Consider the following 18,099-nt stretch of genomic DNA (forward strand, 5'->3'; position numbering starts at 1 on the left):
CAGAGATATGGAGGCGCGGTCAGCCGGTGAAGCCGGCCACGTTCTCCCGGGTGACGACCTTCACCGGCACCTTCACCATCGGCGCGAGCCTGCCGCCGTCGAGCGCCTTGAGGGCGTTGGTGACGGCGATCCGGCCGAGCTGGCTCGGCTGCTGCGCCACCGACGCGTACAGCGTGCCGCCCTCGACCGCCTTCAGTCCGTCCGGGGTGCCGTCGAAGCCGACGACCTGCACGGACTTGCCCGCCTTGGAGCCGAGCGCCTTGATCGCGCCGAGGGCCATCTCGTCGTTGGCCGCGATGACGCCCTGCACGTCGGGGTGGGCCTGGAGCAGGTTGGACATCACGTCCAGACCCTTGGCCCGGTCGAAGTCGGCGGGCTGCTGGGCCAGCACCTTGATGCCGGGGTACTTCCTCAGCCCCTGGGCGAAGCCCTGGGCCCGCTCACGCGCGGCGGAGGTGCCCGCCTGGCCCTGGAGGACGACGATCTTCCCCTTGCCGCCGAGCTTCTCCGCGACCGACTTCGCCGCCAGCTCGCCGCCCGCCACGTTGTCGGAGGCGACCAGCGCGGCCACCTTCGCCTTGTTGACGCCGCGGTCCACCGCGATCACCGGGATGTCCGCCTTGCCCGCGGCCTTCACCGAGTTGCCGGCCGCGTCGGAGTCCACCGGGTTGACGATGACCGCGCCGTAGCCGGAGCTGGTGAAGTTCTGGAGCTGGTCGGCCTGCTGGGAGGCGTCGTCACGGGCGTCGGTGACGGTGAGGTCCACGCCCCGCTTCTTCGCCTCCGCCTGCGCGCCGTCCCGGATCTGCACGAAGAACGGGTTGTTCAGCGTCGACAGCGACAGACCCAGCTTCGGGTTCGCCGGGGCCGAGCCATTGTGCAGGAAGGAGGTCGCGCCGACGATCGCCACCGTCACCACGGCCGCGAGCCCGTACGTCGCCGCCTGCTTGCCCCGGTTCCCGCCGCCGGTACCGGCCGCCACCGGGGTGGCCCCGGCCTTGCGGCGCACGGTGTCCAGCAGCACCGCCAGCGCGATGACCACACCGATGACGACCTGCTGCCAGAACGCGGAGACCGAGAGCAGGTTGAGGCCGTTGCGGAGCACCGCCAGGATCAGCGCGCCGATCAGGGTGCCCGACGCCTTGCCGGTGCCGCCCGCCAGCGAGGCACCGCCGATGACGACGGCCGCGATGGCGTCCAGCTCGTAGCCGTCGGCCGCCTGCGGCTGCGCCGAGGACAGCCGGGAGGCCAGCACCACACCGGCGACGGCCGCGAACACACCGGACAGCGCGTACACGGCGAGCTTCTGCCGCTTCACCCTGAGGCCGGAGAGGCGCGCGGCCTCCTCGTTGCCGCCGATCGCGTACATGGACCGGCCGATGTAGGTCCGCCCCAGCACGAACGCCGCGAGCAGCCCCATCACCACCATGACCAGCACCGGCACCGGCAGCCAGCTGCCGAGGGTGTCCCCGAGGTGGGAGACGGAGTCCGGGAACGGGATCGGCACACCGCCGGAGATCACCAGCGACAGACCGCGCGCCACCGACAGCATGGCCAGCGTGGCGATGAACGGCGGCAGCTTCCCGTACGCCGTCAGGAAGCCGTTGACCAGGCCCGCCGCGATGCCCGTGGCGAGCGCCAGGACCACCGCGAGGGCGACGGGGACGCCGTGCGAGGTGGCGCTCCAGGCCAGCACGGTCGCCGACAGCGCGGCCACCGAACCCACCGACAGGTCGATGCCCGCCGAGACGATCACGAAGGTCACACCGAAGGCGAGGATCGCCGTCACGGCCGCCTGCACACCGATGTTGAGCAGGTTGTCGGTGGTCAGGAAGTCGCCCGACAGCACCGACAGGGCTATGACGAGGACGATCAGCGCGGTCAGCGCGCCGTTGTCGAGCAGCAGCCGGCCGAAGCCGCCCGCCGTGGAACTGCCGGAGTCCGCCCGGCTCTTGAGGGTGTCAGTGGCCACCGGGGGCCTCCGTCTCGCTACTGGGGTCGGTCGTGGGGTCGGCCGTGGGGGTGCCCACGGCGAGGGACATGACGGTGTCCTGGGTGGCCTCGGACGCGTCGAGCTCGCCCGCGATCCGGCCCTGGGCCATCACCAGCACCCGGTCGCTCATGCCGAGCACCTCGGGCAGGTCGCTGGAGATCATCAGGACGGCGGCACCGGCCGCGGTGAGTTCGTTGACGAGCTGGTAGATCTCCACCTTCGCGCCGACGTCGATGCCGCGCGTCGGCTCGTCGAGGATCAGCACCCGGGCGTCGGCCAGCAGCCACTTGCCGATGACGACCTTCTGCTGGTTGCCGCCGGACAGGGTGCGCGTGTGCTGGCCGAGGCCCGCCATGCGCACGTTGAGCCGCTCGGCGATCCGCCCGGCGGCCTCGTGCTGGCCCTTGCGGTCCACCAGCCCGGCCCGGCTGGAGGACCGCAGGGTCACCAGACCCAGGTTCTCCGCCACGGAGGCGTCCAGCACCAGACCCTGGCCCTTGCGGTCCTCGGGCACCAGACCGATCCCGGCGCTCAGCGCCGCGTCCACGTCGTGGCGCCGCAGCGCGGTGCCGCGCACCTTGACCGTGCCCGCGTCGTACGGGTCGGCGCCGAACACCGCCCGCGCGACCTCGGTACGGCCCGCGCCGACCAGTCCGGCGATGCCGACGACCTCACCGGCGCGCACCTCGAAGCTCACGTCGTGGAAGACCCCGTCACGGGTCAGCCCCTCCACCGCGAGCAGCGGCTCGCCCCGCTCGGGGCGTTCGCGCGGGTACTGCTGCTCGATGGAGCGGCCCACCATGAGGCGTACGAGTTCGTCCTCGGGCGTGGACGCCGGGACCTGGCCGACGCTGCGGCCGTCCCGGATCACGGTGACGCGGTCGCCGAGGGCGGCGATCTCGTCCAGGTGGTGGGTGATGAACACGATGCCGACGCCGTCCGCGCGCAGCGTGCGCACCAGCGTGAACAGCCGGCCCACCTCCTCGGAGGTGAGCACCGCGGTCGGCTCGTCCATGATCAGCACCCGGGCGTCGAGGCTGAGCGCCTTGGCGATCTCCACCATCTGCAGCCGGGCGATGCCGAGTTCGCGCACCCGGGTGCGCGGGGACACGTCCAGCCCGACCCGCTTCAGCAGGGCCTCGGCGTCGGCCTCCATCCGCTTGCGGTCGACCATGCCGAACCGGCGCGGCTGGCGGCCCAGGAAGATGTTCTCGGCCACCGTCAGATCGGGGACCAGGTTGAACTCCTGGTAGATCGTGGCGATGCCGAGCGCCTCCGCGTCCCGGGCGCCGCGCACCCGGACCTCGGTGCCGTCGACCAGGATGCGCCCGGAGTCCGGCTGGTAGGCGCCCGAGAGGGTCTTGATCAGGGTGGACTTGCCCGCGCCGTTCTCGCCGAGCAGGACATGGACCTCACCCCGGCGCAGGGCGAAGTCGACGCCGTCCAGGGCGATCACACCGGGGAACGCCTTGCGGACGCCCTCGACGCGCAGCAGTTCGTCGGGATCGCTCACGGTGTGCTCCTCTGCACGGGGTTGCTCCTTGTTGCGGGGGACGGGGGAGGGACGAGTACGGCGGCCGGGGCACCGCAGGAGCGGCGCACGACCAGGCGGGCGTCGAGGGTGACGGACCGCGCGGTCCGGCCCTCGATCCGGTCGACCAGGGCGCGCACGGCGGCCCGGCCGAGGTCGCCGGTGGGCTGGGCGATGGCGGTGATCGGCGGCTCGGTGTGCACGAACCACGGGATGTCGTCGAACACCGCCAGCGCGATGTCGTCCGGCACCCGCAGCCCGTGCGCCCGGATGGCGTCCAGCGCGCCCAGCGCCATCAGGTTGTCGGCGGCGAACACCGCCCGGGGCGGCTCGGGCAGCGCGAGGAACCTCTCGGTGACCCGCCGGCCGCTGGCCGCCTGGAAGTCGCCGTGGCCGATGTACTCGGCCGCCAGCGGCAGCCCGTACGCGGCCATCGCGTCCCGGAAGGCGGACACCCGCTCGCTGCCGGTCGTGGTGCCGGCCGGGCCCGCGATGATCGCGAGCCGCCGGTGCCCGAGCCCGTGCAGATGCGCCACCAGGTCCCGTACCGCCCGGCGCCCGTCGGCCCGGACCACCGGCACCTCGGCACCGGGTATCCAGCGGTCCACGAAGACCACCGGGGTGCCCGCGCTGGCCGCGTCGAGCAGCAGCGGGGAGTCACCGGGGGCCGGGGAGACCAGCAGACCGTCGATCCGGCGGTCCAGCAGGGTGCGGACGTGATGGTCCTGGAGGTCGGGGCGCTCGTCGGCGTTGCCGATGATCACGCTGTACCCGAGGTCGCGGGCGGCCTCCTCCACCGAGCGGGCCAGCTCGGTGAAGTACGGGTTCAGCACATCGCCGATCACCAGGCCGAGCGCGTGGGTCTGGTCGGTGCGCAGGGAGCGGGCCACGGCGTTGGGCCGGTAGCCCAGCGCGGCCACGGCGGCCAGCACACGGGAGCGCGCCTCGGCGCTCACCGAGGGATGAGCGTTCAGCACGCGCGAGACCGTGGCGACGGAGACACCCGCCGCCGCGGCGACGTCCTTGATGCTCGCCATCGACGGCTCCACCTCCTTGTGGAATCGTTTTCAACGACGTGTCCGGAGGATTGGAATCGATTACACGGCCTCGGGACAACCCCCTCAGCAGTGGCTGAAATCGGATTGTGATGAACCCCGCTCACATGAGCGAACCCGGTCCGGGGCTCGCTGTCGGCCCCCGCCGGTACCGTCACCCCATGGCGCAGAAGACGGGAAACCCCACCGGCGAACGGCATTTGGCCGTGCTGGAAGGCGTGCTGGAGCGCATCACCTACGCCAACGAGGAGACCGGGTACACCGTCGCCCGCGTCGACACCGGCCGAGGCGGCGGTGATCTCCTCACCGTGGTCGGCGCGCTGCTCGGCGCCCAGGTGGGGGAGTCGCTGCGCCTGGAGGGCCGCTGGGGCTCGCATCCGCAGTACGGCAAGCAGTTCACCTGCGAGAACTACACGACGGTCCTGCCCGCCACCGTCCAGGGAATCCGCCGCTACCTCGGTTCCGGCCTGGTCAAGGGCATCGGCCCGGTCTTCGCCGACCGGATCACCCGGCACTTCGGCCTGGACACCCTGAAGATCATCGAGGAGGAGCCGAAGCGCCTGATCGAGGTCCCCGGCCTCGGCCCCAAACGCACCGCGCGCATCGCCGACGCCTGGGAGGAGCAGAAGGCGATCAAGGAGGTGATGCTCTTCCTCCAGAGCGTCGAGGTCTCCACCTCCATCGCCGTGCGCATCTACAAGAAGTACGGCGACGCCTCGATCTCCGTGGTGAAGAACCAGCCCTACCGGCTCGCCACCGACGTCTGGGGCATCGGCTTCCTCACCGCCGACAGGATCGCGCGGTCCGTCGGCATCCCGCACGACAGCCCCGAACGCGTCAAGGCCGGCCTGCAGTACGCCCTCTCCCAGTCCACCGACCAGGGCCACTGCTACCTCCCCGAGGAGCGCCTCATCGCGGACGCGGTCAAGCTCCTCCAGGTCGACACCGGCCTGGTCATCGAGTGCCTGGCCGAGCTGGCCGCCCCCGGCGAGGAGGCCGAGGAGCCCGGCGTCGTACGGGAGAAGGTGCCCGGACCGGACGGCGGGGAGCCCGTCACCGCCGTGTACCTCGTCCCCTTCCACCGGGCCGAACTCTCCCTCGCCGCCCAGGTGTCGCGCCTGCTGCGCACCGGCGAGGACCGGATGCCGGTCTTCCGGGACGTGAACTGGGACAAGGCGCTCGGCTGGCTCAGGGGCCGTACCGGCGCCGACCTCGCCCCCGAGCAGGAGGCGGCCGTCCGGCTCGCGCTCACCGAGAAGGTCGCCGTCCTCACCGGCGGCCCCGGCTGCGGCAAGTCCTTCACCGTCCGCTCGGTCGTCGAACTCGCGCGCGCCCGGCGGGCCAAGGTGCTGCTCGCCGCGCCCACCGGACGCGCCGCCAAGCGGCTGGCCGAGCTGACCGGCGCCGAGGCGTCCACCGTGCACCGGCTGCTGGAGCTGAAGCCCGGCGGGGACGCCGCCTACGACCGCGAGCGCCCGCTGGACGCCGACCTCGTGGTGGTCGACGAGGCGTCCATGCTGGACCTCCTCCTCGCCAACAAGCTGGTCAAGGCCGTACCCCCGGGCGCGCACCTGCTCTTCGTCGGCGATGTGGACCAGTTGCCCAGCGTCGGCGCCGGGGAGGTGCTGCGCGACCTGCTGGCGGAGGGGAGCCCGGTGCCCGCGGTCCGGCTCACCCGGGTGTTCCGCCAGGCCCAGGAGTCCGGTGTGGTCACCAACGCGCACCGGATCAACGCGGGGCAACACCCGCTCACCGACGGGCTGAAGGACTTCTTCCTCTTCGTCGAGGACGACACCGAGGAGGCCGGCCGGCTCACCGTGGACGTGGCCGCCCGCCGCATCCCGGCCCGCTTCGGCCTCGACCCGCGCCGGGACGTGCAGGTCCTCGCCCCGATGCACCGGGGCCCGGCGGGCGCCGGCGCCCTCAACGCGCTGCTCCAGCAGGCCATCACCCCGGGCCGCCCGGACGTGCCGGAGAAGCGGTTCGGCGGCCGGGTCTTCCGGGTCGGCGACAAGGTGACCCAGGTCCGCAACAATTACGACAAGGGCGAGAACGGTGTCTTCAACGGCACCGTCGGCGTGGTCACCTCACTCGATCCGGTCGAGCAGCGTCTGACGGTGCTGACGGACGAGGACGAGGAGGTGGAGTACGAGTTCGACGAACTGGACGAACTGGCCCACGCGTACGCCGTGACCATTCACCGCTCCCAGGGAAGTGAATACCCGGCGGTGGTGATCCCGGTCACCACGGGGGCGTGGATGATGCTCCAGCGGAACCTGCTGTACACGGCGGTCACCCGCGCCAAGAGGCTGGTCGTGCTGGTGGGTTCGCGCAAGGCGATCGGGCAGGCCGTGCGCACGGTGTCGGCCGGACGGCGGTGTACGGCGCTCGACTTCAGACTCGTCGGCAAAAATGATCGATCAAATGAGTCACGAAGGTCACAGAGCACTTCCGGAACCCCCGTCCAGCGGGCAGGATGAGCAGGTTGGCGGCACTGAGTGCCGCCAATGGGCCAAGTGGCGACCCCGAGTGCACTCTCCTGAGCCAAATGGGGGATGGTAGAGACAGTCAGGGCACCTCGAAGATGAGGCACTAAGTCGGTGAGGGAAGACGTGAGCGAGCACACCAACAACGCCGTAGTACTGAGGGTCGGAGACGGCGAGTACACCTATCCGGTGGTCGACAGCACCGTCGGTGACAAGGGCTTCGACATCGGGAAGCTCCGCGCCCAGACCGGTCTGGTGACCCTGGACAGCGGCTACGGCAACACCGCCGCCTACAAATCCGCCGTCACCTACCTCGACGGCGAGGCGGGCATCCTCCGCTACCGCGGCTACCCGATCGAGCAGCTCGCCGAGCGCTCCACCTTCCTCGAGGTGGCGTACCTGCTCATCAACGGCGAACTGCCGACCGTCGACGAGCTGGCCAAGTTCAAGGACGACATCACGCGGCACACCCTGCTGCACGAGGACGTCAAGAACTTCTACCGGGGCTTCCCGCGCGACGCCCACCCGATGGCCATGCTGTCCTCGGTCGTCTCGGCGCTGTCCACCTTCTACCAGGACAGCCACAACCCGTTCGACGAGAAGCAGCGCGACCTCTCCACCATCCGCCTGCTCGCCAAGCTCCCGACGATCGCGGCGTACGCGTACAAGAAGTCGATCGGTCACCCGTTCGTCTACCCGCGCAACGACCTCGGCTACGTCGAGAACTTCCTGCGCATGACGTTCTCCGTCCCGGCGCAGGAGTACGAGCTGGACCCGGTCGTGGTCTCGGCGCTCGACAAGCTGCTCATCCTGCACGCGGACCACGAGCAGAACTGCTCGACCTCCACGGTCCGCCTGGTCGGCTCCTCGCAGGCCAACATGTTCGCCTCGATCTCCGCCGGCATCAACGCGCTGTGGGGCCCGCTGCACGGCGGCGCCAACCAGTCGGTGCTGGAGATGCTGGAGGGCATCCAGGCCAACGGCGGCGACGTCGACTCCTTCATCCGCAAGGTGAAGAACAAGGAGGACGGCGTCCGCCTGATGGGCTTCGGCCACCGGGTGTACAAGTCCTTCGACCCGCGCGCCAAGATCATCAAGGCCGCCGCGCACGACGTCCTCTCCGCGCTCGGCAAGTCCGACGAGCTGCTGGACATCGCGCTGAAGCTGGAGGAGCACGCGCTCTCCGACGACTACTTCGTCTCGCGCAACCTCTACCCCAACGTCGACTTCTACACCGGTCTGATCTACCGGGCCATGGGCTTCCCGACCGAGATGTTCACGGTCCTGTTCGCCCTCGGCCGCCTGCCGGGCTGGATCGCCCAGTGGACCGAGATGATCAAGGAGCCGGGTTCGCGCATCGGCCGCCCGCGCCAGATCTACACGGGCGTCGTCGAGCGGGACTTCGTCCCGGTCGAGCAGCGCTAAAAGCTCAGGAAAAAGCGGAAGGCGCCCTGGCGTCGGTCCCCCCACGGGCCGACGTCCAGGGCGCCTTCCCATGCCCCGGTGCGGATTCCCCCCACGGGATCCGGGCCGGGCGCTCGGAGGGCAGCGCCTGAATTCGCCGCCTGAGCAGGACGGGCGGACCCGTCGTGCTCCAGTGACATGAAACGGTTGCGGTCTGCCGGGACAGCGCACGCTGGGAGGGCCGCTCAAAGCTCCCCGGTGTACGTGCCCCGGCAACGCATCTCTGGAGAAGTCCCCCAAGACGACTCCAGATGCCAGCCGGCGCCCCCCAAGACGCTGGACTGACACCGCCAACTTAGACCTTCGAACCCCTTCGATGGTTACGTTCGCGTCACTGTGACTTGCGTCTCTTGCATACGTCCCATAGGTGCGCAAGAGCCCCGATACGGGGATCGGGACCCAAGCGTAAGGAAGATGCGCGAGCCTTGTGAAGAGCTTATGTGAGGTGCGCGCCGGACTCCAGGGGGACTCTTACTTCTCCTCGCCCGATGTGCGCCCGCATCAGCGGAACCTGCGCAGTCTGAGGCTGTTGGTGACCACGAACACCGAGGAGAAGGCCATCGCCGCTCCCGCGATCATCGGGTTCAGCAGTCCGGCCGCGGCCAGCGGCAGGGCGGCGACGTTGTAGCCGAAGGCCCACACCAGGTTGCCCTTGATGGTGGCCAGCGTGCGCCGGGAGAGCCGGATGGCGTCCGCGGCCACCCGCAGGTCGCCCCGGACCAGGGTGAGGTCCCCGGCCTCGATCGCCGCGTCGGTGCCGGTGCCCATGGCGAGCCCCAGGTCGGCGGTGGCGAGCGCGGCCGCGTCGTTCACCCCGTCCCCGACCATGGCGACGGTCCGGCCCTCGCGCCGCAGCTTCTCGACGACGTCCACCTTGTCCTCGGGCAGCACCTCGGCGACGACCTCGTCGATGCCGACCTCGCGCGCGACCGCCTCGGCGACCGTGCGGTTGTCCCCGGTGAGCAGCACGGGCGTCAGGCCCAGCGCGCGCAGCTCCCGTACCGCCTCGGCGCTGGTCTCCTTCACCGCGTCCGCGACGGCGAGCACCGCGCGCGGCTGCCCGTCCCAGCCCGCCACGACGGCCGTACGGCCCTCCTGCTGGGCCCTGGAGCGCGCGGCGGCCAGTTCCTCGGGCAGGGTGTCCCAGAGCCGTCCGGCGGCCACCTCGCGGCCGTCCACGCGGCCGCGTACGCCACGCCCGGGAACGTTCTCGAAGTGCTCGGCCGGGGGCAGCTCACCGATCCGCTCCTCGGCGCCGGCCGCGACGGCACGCGCCACGGGGTGCTCGGAGGCGTGTTCCAGGGCGCCGACGAGCCGCAGCACCTCCTTCTCGTCCTCGCCGGGGGCGGTGTACACCTCCTGGAGGGTCATCCGCCCGGTGGTGACGGTGCCGGTCTTGTCCAGGACGACGGTGTCCACGCGGCGGGTGGACTCCAGCACCTCGGGGCCCTTGATGAGGATGCCGAGCTGGGCGCCCCGCCCGGTGCCCACCATGAGCGCGGTCGGCGTGGCGAGGCCCAGGGCGCAGGGGCAGGCGATGATCAGCACGGCGACGGCGGCGGTGAACGCGGCGACCGTGTCCCCGGTGACGCCGAGCCAGACGCCGAAGGTGCCGAGCGCGATGAGGATGACGGCGGGCACGAACACCGCCGAGATCCGGTCGGCCAGGCGCTGCGCCTCGGCCTTGCCGTTCTGCGCGTCCTCCACGAGCCGGGCCATGCGGGCGAGCTGGGTGTCGGCGCCCACCCGGGTCGCCTCCACCACCAGGCGGCCGCCCGCGTTGACGGTGGCGCCGGTGACCCGGTCGCCGGGGGAGACGTCCACGGGGACGGACTCGCCGGTCAGCATCGAGGCGTCGACGGCGGAGACCCCGTCGACGACCGTGCCGTCGGTGGCGATCTTCTCGCCGGGCCGGACCACGAACCGGTCGCCCACGGCGAGCGAGCCCACCGGCACCCGGACCTCCCGTCCGCCCCGCAGCACGGTGACGTCCTTGGCGCCCAGCTCCATCAGCGCCCGCAGCGCGGCACCGGCACGGCGCTTGGAGCGGGCCTCCAGATAGCGGCCGAGCAGGATCAGCGCGACGACCCCGGCGGCCACCTCCAGGTAGATGACGGAGGTGCCCTCGGTGCGGGAGACGGTGAAGCTGAAGTCGTGCCGCATGCCGGTCATGCCCGCGTGGCCGAAGAACAGGGCCCACAGCGACCAGCCGAAGGCGGCCAGCGTGCCGACGGACACGAGGGTGTCCATGGTGGCCGCGCCGTGCCGCAGGTTGGTCCAGGCGGCGCGGTGGAAGGGCCATCCGCCCCACACGACGACGGGTGCGGCCAGGGTGAGCGAGAGCCACTGCCAGTTGTCGAACTGCAGGGCCGGGACCATGGCCATCAGGATCACGGGCACGGCGAGCAGGGCGGAGACCAGCAGGCGCTGCCTGAGCGCGGCGAGTTCGGGGTCGCGCCCGGCGGCACCGGCCAACTCCTCTTTCCCGGCGGCGGGGGCGGGCTCCGGGGGCGGGGGCTCCTCGGCGGTGTACCCGGTCTTCTCGACGACCGCGATCAGGTCCGCGACGCCGACGCCGTCGGCGAAGCTGACCTTCGCCTTCTCCGTCGCGTAGTTCACGGTGGCGCTCACGCCGTCCATGCGGTTGAGCTTCTTCTCCACCCGTGCGGCGCAGGACGCGCAGGTCATGCCGCCGATGAGCAGCTCGACCCGGTTGCCGGCCTCCGTTGCGGGGGCCGTACTCCCGCTCTGTGTGGTGGTACTGGTCATGCCCGGACTCCAGACATCGGACCGGACCTCACGGAATCCAGTATGAGCTGGCCGGCGGGGCCCGGTCGGGGAAGGTTCTCGGGGGCCGCGCGGGGGTGCGGCCTTCGCTCGTGCTCAGGCGCGGCCGGTCAGTTCGAAGCCGGCCTCGTCGACGGCGGCGCGCACGGCCTCCTCGTCGAGCGGCGCCTGGGAGACGACGGTGACCTCGCCGCTGGAGGCGACGGCCTTCACCGAGGTGACGCCGGGAAGCTCGGACAGCTCGCCGGAGACGGCGCCCTCGCAGTGGCCGCAGCTCATGCCGCTCACCTGGTAGACGGCGGTGACGGAGCCGGGGGTGTCGGTCTGGGCGCTCATGTCGTTCTCCTCGTCGCACACGGTGGGGGCGGGCGATGCCCCTGGGGTCCTCGGGGAACCCCCACCCTTCGAACACTATACCCCTAGGGGGTATTTCCCAAGAGGGGGTCGGGGTGGGGGTGAATTCTCCGGAACCCTATGCACAAGCCCGCTTTGTCGCAGCGCGGATGCGCGGTCAGCCGTCCTTGCGGCCCCGGTTGCCGGGCCGGGAGGCGACCCAGGCGCGCACCGTGTCGGCGTACCAGTAGGGCTTGCCGCTCTCGACGAGGTCGGGCGGCGGCAGCAGGCCGTGCTTGCGGTAGGACCGTACGGTGTCCGGCTGCACCCGGATGTGTGCCGCGATCTCCTTGTAGGACCAGAGCCTGCGGTCGGTCATGAGTCGCACCTCCTGCGCGCGCCGCGGCGGCGGCCTGGGAACGGCCGTCGGGGGGCCGGGCGCTGTGCTGGTGATCACCAAGCCTGTGCCCGGTCAACGACACTGAGTGACCGTGCGTCGGGGCCTGTGGGCCGGGTGTGACCGAGGGGCCGCGTAAGCGCGACAAATGTGACACGAGGGGTGCGTTCGTGACACGACCGCAGCGGAGGAAGCGGACGCGCGGCAGGCGTGGCGGGTTGACCCGGACGGGTCCGGCTGATCCGCAGAAACGTCACGTCGTGCGGATCTGGGGGATCGGGACGGACTGGTGCGGACCGGTGCGGGTCAGGCCCCGCAGGACCGCAGGAACGCTCGGGTGCGCCGGGCGATCGGCAGCGGCGCGTCCGGCGCGCACGGGTACATGTCCTGCTCGACGATGGCGAACAGATCGGTGTCCAGCTTCGCCGCCGCGTCCAGCACCGGGCCCAGCGCGGGTACCCCGGCGGGGGGTTCGCACATCACGCCCCGCGCCACCGCCGGCCCGAACGGCGTGCCCTCGGCGCGCACCTCGGCCAGGATCTCCGGGTCCACCTGCTTGAGGTGGAGGTAGCCGATCCGCTCGCCGTAGGTCTCGATCAGCCGCACGCTGTCGCCGCCGCAGTAGGCGTAGTGGCCGGTGTCCAGACAGAGGGAGACCAGGTCGGGGTCGGTGGCGTCGAGGAAGCGGGTGACGTTGGCCTCGGTGTCGATGTGGGTGTCGGCGTGGGGGTGGACGACGATCGTCAGGCCGTAGCGCTCGCGCACCTCGTGCCCCAGCCGCTCGGTCTGCGCGGTCAGGTCGCGCCACTGGGCCGGGGTCAGCCCGGACGGCTCCAGCACCTCGCCGGACTTGTCGTCCCGCCAGAAGGAGGGGATGACGACGAGATGGCGGGCGCCCGCCGACCGGGTCAGCGCGGCCACGGCGGAGACGTGCTCCCAGGTCTTCTCCCACACGGCCGGTCCGTGGTGCAGTCCGGTGAAGACGGTCCCCGCCGACACCTTCAGGCCGCGCCGGGCGGTCTCCTCGGCGAGCACCCCGGGGTCGGTCGGCAGATAGCCGTACGGGCCCAGTTCGATCCACTCGTAGCCGGACTCGGCCACCTCGTCGAGGAAGCGCCGCCAGGGCACCTGCCGGGGGTCGTCCGGGAACCAGACGCCCCAGGAGTCGGGCGCCGAGCCGACGCGGACACGGGACAGCGGTGAGGGCGGCATCGACGTCATGGCCGCCAGCGTGCGGGCCGCCCTGAGAGAGTGTCAATAGCTGGTCCGAATGTCTGGACAAAACGTTGACAGGGCTCACCGGACCGGACTAGAAAGCCGGGGGAGAGTCCTGACGAAGGGGAGTCGATGGCGTACGACCTGATCACCATGGGACGTATCGGAGTGGACCTCTACCCCCTCCAGGCCGGTGTCCCGCTCGCCCGGGTGTCCTCCTTCGGCAAGTTCCTCGGCGGCTCCGCCACCAATGTCGCCGTCGCGGCGGCCCGGCTCGGCCTCGGCGCCGCCGTGATCACCCGTACCGGTGACGATCCGTTCGGCGGCTACCTGCACGAGGCCCTGCGCGGCTTCGGCGTCGACGACCGCTGGGTCACCCCGGTCCCCGGCCTGCCCACCCCGGTCACCTTCTGCGAGGTCTTCCCGCCGGACGACTTCCCGCTCTATTTCTACCGGCATCCCAAGGCGCCCGACCTGGAGATCCGCCTCGACGACCTCGACCTCGACGCCGTCCGCGCGGCCCGCGTCCTGTGGGTCACCGGAACCGGCCTGAGCGAGGAACCGAGCCGCACGGCCACCCTCGGCGCCCTCGCCCACCGCGCCAGGTCCGGCATCACCGTCTTCGACCTCGACTGGCGGCCCGTCCTGTGGAGCGACTCCGCCCGGCGGGACCCCGAAGCGGTCCGCGCCCACTACGCCGAGGCCCTGCGCCACGCCACCGTCGCCGTCGGCAACCTGGACGAGGTGGAGATCGCCACCGGCACCCGGGAGCCGCACGCCGCCGCCCGCGCGCTGCTGGCGGCCGGAGCGGAACTGGCCGTCGTCAAACAGGGCCCCAAGGGCGTGCTGGCCGTCCACCGCGACGGCGAGAGCGCCGAGGTGCCGCCGCTGCCGGTCACCGTGCTCAACGGCCTCGGCGCGGGGGACGCCTTCGGCGGCGCCCTCTGCCACGGCCTGCTCGCCGGGTGGGACCTGGAGACGGTCATGCGGCACGCCAACGCCGCGGGCGCCATCGTCGCCTCGCGCCTGGAGTGCTCGTCGGCCATGCCGACACCGGACGAGATCGCGGCGGCGCTGGCGGCGGGAGCGGTGCGATGAGCCCGGCCCGGAGGGGCGCGGCGCATGGCACGGCGGCCGTCGACGGAGACGCCCGCGGGGCGCGGGCCGCGACCGCCCGCCGACTCTGGAGCGCGCCCGGAGGCCGCCCCGCCGAGGCCACCGCGGGGGCCCCGCGATGACCACCGCCCAGGCCGACGTCGCCGCGCTCGTCCACCTGCGCGCCCGGCACCCCGAGGCGATCGCCGAGGCGGCCGCCCGCCGGGTCAGGCGCCCGCTGCTCGGGCCGAGCGAGCGGCTGCTGATCGTCGCCGCCGACCATCCGGCGCGCGGCGCGCTCGGCGCGGGCGGCCGCCCCCTCGCCATGGCCAACCGCGCCGACCTGCTGGACCGGCTGTGCCTGGCGCTGTCCCGGCCCGGCGTCGACGGGGTGCTGGCCACCGCCGACATCCTCGACGACCTGCTGCTGCTCGGCGCCCTGGACGGCAAGGTCGTCCTCGGCTCCATGAACCGCGGCGGCCTCCAGGGCGCCCGCTTCGAGCTCGACGACCGCTTCACCGGACACCGCCCGGAGGACATCCAGCGCCGTCGTTTCGACGCGGGCAAGCTGCTGCTGCGCATCGACCACACCGACCCCGGCTCGCTGACCACGCTGGAGGCCGCCGCCCGCGCCGTCGACGCGATGGCGGAGCGCCGGCTCCCCGTGTTCGTCGAGCCGTTCCTCAGCCGGCGCGGCCCGGACGGGCGGCTGCGCAACGACCTGTCGGCCGAGGCCGTCACCACCTCCCTCGCCATCGCCTCCGGCCTCGGCGGCACCTCCGCCTACACCTGGCTGAAGGTGCCCGTCACCGAGAACCCGGACGACATGGCCGAGGTCATGGCGACCACCACCCTGCCCGCGGTCCTGCTCGGCGGCGAGACGGGCGGCTCCCCCCAGGAGCAGGCCGCCGCGTACGAGAAGTGGCGCGGCGCGCTCCGGCTCCCCACCGTGCGCGGCCTGGTCGTCGGCCGCACACTGCTGTACCCGGCGGACGGCGACGTGGCCGCCGCCGTCGACACCGCCGCAGGACTGCTGTGAGGGCCCGCATGACCAGCACCCGACTCCATCTCCCGCACGGCGAGGCCGCGAGCGGCCCGTACACGCTCGACATCGGTCCAGGTCAGGAGGGTTGGGCACACACCCGCCTGCGCGTCGTGGCGCTGGAGGCGGGCGGCACCCATACCTTCGACACCGGTGACACCGAGTGGATCGTGCTCCCCCTCCAGGGTGCATGTACCGTACAAATTGACGGGAACGACTTTCATATCCGGGGCCGGGAGAGCGTGTTCGCGGCAGTCTCCGACTTCGCGTACGCCCCCCGCGACAGCCGGGTCCAGATCGCCTCCGGCGCGGGAGGCCGCTTCGCCCTGGCAGGAGCGAAGTGCGAGCGACGACTCCCCGCCCGCTACGGCCCCGCGCCGGAGGTCCCCGTCGAGGAGCGCGGCAGCGGCACCTGCGCCCGCCGGGTACGCAACTTCGCCGCCGCCGACACCTTCGACTGCGACCGGCTCATCGCCGTCGAGGTCGTCACCCCCGGCGGCAACTGGTCGTCCTACCCGCCGCACAAGCACGACGAGCACAAGCCGGGCGAGGAGTCCGAGCTGGAGGAGATCTACTACTTCGAGATCGAGGACGGCGGCCTCGGCTACCAGCGCGTCTTCCCCTCCCGCGCGGGCGGCGCCGACCTGCTCGCCGAGGTCCGCACGGGGGACGCGGTGCTCGTCCCCGACGGCTGGCACGGCCCGTCGATCGCCCAGCCGGGCCACGCCATGTACTACCTGAACGTGATGGCCGGACCCGGCGCCGACCGGGAATGGCGGATCAGCTTCCACCCCGACCACGCAGGGGGTTACCGGTGACCATCCGGCTCACGGTCGCGCAGGCGCTCGTCCGCTTCCTCGCCGCCCAGCACACCGAACGCGACGGCGTACGGCAGCGGCTCGTCCCCGCCGTCTGGGGGATCTTCGGCCACGGCAACGTCGCCGGGATCGGCCAAGCCCTCGTGGAGAACCGGGACTTGATGACGTACCACCAGGGCCGCAACGAGCAGGCGATGGTGCACGCGGCCGTCGGGTACGCCCGCCAGTCGAACCGCCTCTCCACCCACGCGGTGACCACCTCCATCGGCCCCGGCGCCACCAACCTCGTCACCGGCGCCGCCCTCGCCACGATCAACCACCTGCCCGTCCTGCTGCTCCCCGGCGACGTCTTCGCCGCCCGCCCCGCCGACCCCGTCCTCCAGCAGCTCGAACTCCCCTACGCGGGCGATGTGTCGGTGAACGACACCCTGCGGCCGGTGTCCCGGTACTTCGACCGGATCACCCGCCCCGAGGCGCTGATCCCGAGCGCGCTGGCGGCCATGCGGGTGCTCACCGACCCGGTGGACACCGGTGCCGTCACCCTCGCCCTCCCGCAGGACGTGCAGGCGGAGGCGTACGACTGGCCCGAGGAGTTCTTCACCGACCGGGTGTGGACCGTCCGCAGGTCCGGCGCCGACCCGGCCGAACTCGCCGAAGCGGTACGGGTGATCAGGGCCGCCCGGCGTCCGCTCGCCGTCGCGGGCGGCGGGGTCCACCACAGCCGCGCCGAGGACGCGCTCGCCGAGTTCGCGGCCGCCACCGGCATCCCGGTCGCCTCCACCCAGGCCGGCAAGGGGTCCCTGCCCCACGACCATCCCCAGGACGTGGGCGGCATCGGCCACACCGGCACCGACACCGCCGGTGAACTCGCCCGCACGGCAGACCTGGTGATCGGGATCGGCACCCGGTACACCGACTTCACCACCGCCTCCGGCACCCTCTTCGCCGACCCCGGGGTGCGCTTCCTCAACCTCAACATCGCGCCCTTCGACGGCCACAAGATGGCCGGGCTCCCGCTGATCGCCGACGCCCGCAGCGGCCTGGGCGAGCTGACCGAGGCGCTGGGGATGCACGGGCACCGGGTGCCGGACGCCTACGCGGCCCGGTACACCGAGGGCAAGGCCCGCTGGGAGGCCCGCGTCGACGCCTGCTTCGCCGCGAAGGACCCGGACGCCGTGCCGACCCAGGCGCAGGTGATCGGCGCCCTGGACGCCCTGGCCGACGAGAGCGACATCATCGTGGGCGCGGCCGGCTCCCTCCCCGGCGACCTGCACAAACTCTGGCGCACCCGCGCCCGCGACCAGTACCACCTGGAGTACGGCTACTCCTGCATGGGCTACGAGATCCCGGCCGCCCTCGGCGTGAAGCTCGCCGCCCCCGGGCGGAACGTCTGGGCGCTGGTCGGCGACGGCACGTACCTGATGATGCCGACCGAGATCGTCACCGCCGTGCAGGAGGGCGTCGCGGTCAAGATGGTGCTGATCCAGAACCACGGGTACGCGTCCATCGGCGGTCTGTCGGAGTCGGTCGGCGCCGAGCGCTTCGGCACCGCCTACCGGTACCCCGCCGAGGACGGCACCCTCACCGGGCCGCCGCTCCCGGTCGACCTCGCCGCCAACGCGGCCAGCCTCGGCATGCGGGTGCTGCGTGCCCGGACCGTCGCCGACCTGCGGACCGCCCTCGCCGAGGCACGCGCCGCCGACACTCCCACTTGTGTCTACGTGGAGACCGAAACGGCCGACAGTGTGTCGGGCGCGCCCGGTGCCGCGGCCTGGTGGGATGTTCCTGTGGCCGAGACCGCGACCAGGCCGTCGGCGGTCGAGGCACGCGAGCTGTACGAACGGCACCTGCCGGCCCGCCGCCGCCATCTGTGACAAGGAGTC

The 18,099-nt window shown here is 72.1% G+C and carries 13 protein-coding genes; 6 read left to right on the forward strand and 7 right to left on the reverse strand.

Annotated elements, in window-relative coordinates:
* Positions 1-19: 19 nt before the first annotated feature.
* From ABZ898_RS08635 to ABZ898_RS08645, 3 genes are read right to left on the reverse strand one after another with little or no spacing between them, the layout of a single operon-like run.
* Positions 20-1,972, reverse strand: a complete 1,953-nt coding sequence (locus tag ABZ898_RS08635) for a substrate-binding domain-containing protein (protein WP_361654388.1) — start codon at positions 1,970-1,972, stop codon at positions 20-22.
* Positions 1,962-3,506 (reverse strand): sugar ABC transporter ATP-binding protein, encoded by a 1,545-nt coding sequence (locus ABZ898_RS08640; RefSeq protein ID WP_361654391.1) that lies wholly within the window; start codon positions 3,504-3,506, stop codon positions 1,962-1,964. The genes ABZ898_RS08635 and ABZ898_RS08640 overlap by 11 nt, the downstream gene beginning before the upstream one ends.
* Positions 3,503-4,561: a LacI family DNA-binding transcriptional regulator gene (locus tag ABZ898_RS08645; RefSeq protein ID WP_361654394.1), complete on the reverse strand. Its 1,059-nt coding sequence runs from the start codon at positions 4,559-4,561 to the stop codon at positions 3,503-3,505. The genes ABZ898_RS08640 and ABZ898_RS08645 overlap by 4 nt, the downstream gene beginning before the upstream one ends.
* Before the next feature lie 179 nt (positions 4,562-4,740).
* Here ABZ898_RS08645 and ABZ898_RS08650 point away from each other — a divergent pair, with 179 nt between their 5' ends.
* Entirely contained in the window at positions 4,741-7,059 is a 2,319-nt protein-coding gene (locus tag ABZ898_RS08650) for an ATP-dependent RecD-like DNA helicase (protein ID WP_361654397.1), read from the forward strand.
* Positions 7,060-7,191: 132 nt separating this feature from the next.
* The gene (locus tag ABZ898_RS08655) at positions 7,192-8,490 is read left to right on the forward strand and encodes a citrate synthase (protein ID WP_361654400.1); all 1,299 of its coding nucleotides are present in this window, start codon (positions 7,192-7,194) and stop codon (positions 8,488-8,490) included.
* A 540-nt stretch (positions 8,491-9,030) separates the two neighbouring features.
* On the opposite strand, the gene ABZ898_RS08660 is transcribed toward ABZ898_RS08655, so the two are convergent.
* The 4 genes from ABZ898_RS08660 to ABZ898_RS08675 form a co-directional block, all read right to left on the reverse strand.
* Positions 9,031-11,298, reverse strand: a complete 2,268-nt coding sequence (locus ABZ898_RS08660) for a heavy metal translocating P-type ATPase (RefSeq protein ID WP_361654403.1) — start codon at positions 11,296-11,298, stop codon at positions 9,031-9,033.
* Positions 11,299-11,412: 114 nt separating this feature from the next.
* Entirely contained in the window at positions 11,413-11,652 is a 240-nt protein-coding gene (locus tag ABZ898_RS08665; protein ID WP_361654406.1) for a heavy-metal-associated domain-containing protein, read from the reverse strand.
* A gap of 175 nt (positions 11,653-11,827) precedes the next feature.
* A complete protein-coding gene (locus tag ABZ898_RS08670) occupies positions 11,828-12,028 on the reverse strand; it encodes a MerR family transcriptional regulator (RefSeq protein ID WP_361654409.1) in 201 nt (66 codons plus the stop codon).
* Between the two features lie 324 nt (positions 12,029-12,352).
* Positions 12,353-13,267, reverse strand: coding sequence for a sugar phosphate isomerase/epimerase (locus ABZ898_RS08675; RefSeq protein ID WP_361654411.1), 915 nt, complete (start codon positions 13,265-13,267; stop codon positions 12,353-12,355).
* 126 nt (positions 13,268-13,393) lie between these two features.
* Between ABZ898_RS08675 and iolC the strand changes: the two genes are divergently transcribed.
* The 4 genes from iolC (at position 13,394) to iolD (ending at position 18,090) form a co-directional block, all read left to right on the forward strand.
* The gene (gene iolC, locus ABZ898_RS08680) at positions 13,394-14,359 is read left to right on the forward strand and encodes a 5-dehydro-2-deoxygluconokinase (protein WP_361654414.1); all 966 of its coding nucleotides are present in this window, start codon (positions 13,394-13,396) and stop codon (positions 14,357-14,359) included.
* Between the two features lie 136 nt (positions 14,360-14,495).
* Positions 14,496-15,395: a deoxyribose-phosphate aldolase gene (locus ABZ898_RS08685; protein WP_361654417.1), complete on the forward strand. Its 900-nt coding sequence runs from the start codon at positions 14,496-14,498 to the stop codon at positions 15,393-15,395.
* 8 nt (positions 15,396-15,403) lie between these two features.
* Positions 15,404-16,216, forward strand: coding sequence for a 5-deoxy-glucuronate isomerase (gene iolB / locus ABZ898_RS08690; protein WP_361654420.1), 813 nt, complete (start codon positions 15,404-15,406; stop codon positions 16,214-16,216).
* Complete coding sequence (iolD, locus tag ABZ898_RS08695) at positions 16,213-18,090, forward strand: 3D-(3,5/4)-trihydroxycyclohexane-1,2-dione acylhydrolase (decyclizing) (protein ID WP_361654423.1); 1,878 nt, start codon at positions 16,213-16,215, stop codon at positions 18,088-18,090. The genes iolB and iolD overlap by 4 nt, the downstream gene beginning before the upstream one ends.
* Positions 18,091-18,099 lie beyond the last annotated feature (9 nt).

Source organism: Streptomyces sp. NPDC046860, assembly GCF_040645115.1.
Lineage (GTDB): Bacteria > Actinomycetota > Actinomycetes > Streptomycetales > Streptomycetaceae > Streptomyces.

Bases quoted from the DNA above. Each gene is read 5' to 3' on its own strand.
- ABZ898_RS08665 (WP_361654406.1), bottom strand. From the start codon at position 11,652: ATGAGCGCCCAGACCGACACCCCCGGCTCCGTCACCGCCGTCTACCAG.
- ABZ898_RS08685 (WP_361654417.1), top strand. From the start codon at position 14,496: ATGACCACCGCCCAGGCCGACGTCGCCGCGCTCGTCCACCTGCGCGCC.
- iolB (WP_361654420.1), top strand. From the start codon at position 15,404: ATGACCAGCACCCGACTCCATCTCCCGCACGGCGAGGCCGCGAGCGGC.
- iolC (WP_361654414.1), top strand. From the start codon at position 13,394: ATGGCGTACGACCTGATCACCATGGGACGTATCGGAGTGGACCTCTAC.
- ABZ898_RS08675 (WP_361654411.1), bottom strand. From the start codon at position 13,267: ATGACGTCGATGCCGCCCTCACCGCTGTCCCGTGTCCGCGTCGGCTCG.
- ABZ898_RS08650 (WP_361654397.1), top strand. From the start codon at position 4,741: ATGGCGCAGAAGACGGGAAACCCCACCGGCGAACGGCATTTGGCCGTG.
- ABZ898_RS08660 (WP_361654403.1), bottom strand. From the start codon at position 11,298: ATGACCAGTACCACCACACAGAGCGGGAGTACGGCCCCCGCAACGGAG.
- ABZ898_RS08670 (WP_361654409.1), bottom strand. From the start codon at position 12,028: ATGACCGACCGCAGGCTCTGGTCCTACAAGGAGATCGCGGCACACATC.
- ABZ898_RS08645 (WP_361654394.1), bottom strand. From the start codon at position 4,561: ATGGCGAGCATCAAGGACGTCGCCGCGGCGGCGGGTGTCTCCGTCGCC.